Raw genomic sequence first — 1,663 nt, 5'->3', positions numbered from 1 at the left:
CTATTCTTTTTGGAAAGTAGTAGATACTACTACTTTCATCTATATATTTTACTTGTAGGTCTTCAGTTAAGGAACTTGCGCTGTGACGCAAAATGGTAGAATTATACATGTAGTGACTCGCTTTTGAAATGAGATGCAACATTCCCGTATATTTCTTTGACTTGACAATAATTACTACACTCGCCTGCATCTAACCCATTATGCCATTTTTCATAATTATGGAAAATGTGTATTAAAGCTTTAATAGCTCCATTGAAAGAATCATTTCGATAGAGTGCTTTGTATGAGGTGTTGCTATCATTTGCTGGAAACCAAAACATAGAATTTGGATCTTTGTTTGCAAGTTCAATTCTAGACCAGAAATTTTTAAATAAATCATTAATATCATGTGCATCTATCGCAATAGGAAATATTACTAAAGTAGTATACCAATAACCATCATAATGAAAAACATGCCCCCATATATCATAGATATCAACTAATACTAAGATTTCTGTAATTTTTCTATTAGCACCATATTTTGCAAATAATCTTGAGCCACTTGTAATACCAAGAGAGCAAGCTGATGTTGCATTTAATACATCTAATAATTTAGTTTCTATAGCTTGCATAAATCACTTCCCTATCAATAAATCTATCTTGCCTTTTAACTCTCTAATGACTTCGGTGGTAGACTGCATATATTCCTTAGTGAACTCATCCCAAGTATTTTTACAAACTTCATATGGATTGCCATCAGGAAACTTCATTAAGTTACCGTTTCCAAATACTTTAGCTAAAAATAAATTAATACCAAATAAATTACTTTTTGCTGCTAATTTCTGAGTAATACTGTTCTTTTTATCATTAAGACTATTAAGATGACGCGGATCTACATTGTCAGTTAGATAAAATCTAAAGATATAAGTTTTTAAAGACCCATCCTGTTCGTAATGACCATTAAAGTCTTGTAGAGTTAGTAGAACAAAAGCGAAATTCCATGGCTCTATATTATGGTAATACCATACATTCTTTTGTTTTGCTATTTTGAGTAAATCATAAAATATCTCGGGACTAAAATTCTTTTTTCCAGATAACTTATGACAAAATGAATATAATTGTTTTAAATATTGTTCATCTCGTAAAGCCTCTTTAATGCGTTGCCCATTTCGTACATTCATAACACCATTATTAAAATATCTACTATTCTTTACTATATTACAACTCTTGTTGCGACCATGATGAAATCTAGTAGGGACTTTAATACTTGAAGGAGCGTGAATAAAGAACTTACTACCACATTCATAACATACTGGTTCAACACCTTTGTTCCATGGCTTATTACCATATTTTGCTACACATTCTTCAACAGAGATCAATCTCTTTGTGCCTTTAATTAGAGCGAGCATTCTGTACCCATATTTTAAAATCTATAGTTATAATGGACTGAAAAAATTGGACAAAAAATAGTTAGTGTAACTTGGTAATAAGTTAGAATAGAGTCAATAACTTATAGGATATAAAATGACAAGAAAACAGATACGGAATTTTAGTGCTGAAGAGAAGACAAAGATAGTGCTAGAATTATTAAAAGAGGATGTAACAATATCACAGTTATCATCTAAATATGAGATTAGCAGCAATAGCATATCGCATTGGAAGAAGCAATTTTTATCAAATGCAG

Annotated in this window: 3 protein-coding genes; 1 reads left to right on the top strand and 2 read right to left on the bottom strand. The window is 30.8% G+C overall.

The genetic code is table 11. The features are described 5' to 3' along the window. Nucleotides 1–101 precede the first annotated feature (101 nt). Both KYQ89_RS01795 and KYQ89_RS01790 read right to left on the bottom strand, forming a co-directional pair. Entirely contained in the window at nt 102–611 is a 510-nt protein-coding gene (locus KYQ89_RS01795) for a hypothetical protein (protein ID WP_218460147.1), read from the bottom strand. 3 nt (nt 612–614) lie between these two features. Continuing rightward, on the bottom strand, nt 615–1,388 hold the full coding sequence (locus tag KYQ89_RS01790; protein ID WP_218460146.1) for a hypothetical protein: 774 nt from the start codon (nt 1,386–1,388) through the stop codon (nt 615–617). Between the two features lie 115 nt (nt 1,389–1,503). On the opposite strand from KYQ89_RS01790, the gene KYQ89_RS08185 reads away from it, so the two are divergent. Further along, the coding region (locus tag KYQ89_RS08185) for a transposase (protein WP_218460148.1) at nt 1,504–1,663 on the top strand (160 nt) is incomplete at its 3' end.

Origin of the sequence: Rickettsia sp. TH2014, assembly GCF_019249195.1 — a bacterium.
Lineage (GTDB): Bacteria > Pseudomonadota > Alphaproteobacteria > Rickettsiales > Rickettsiaceae > Rickettsia > Rickettsia felis.
Note: the sequence above shows the minus strand (reverse complement) of the source record. Positions and strands in the feature narration are given on the sequence as shown.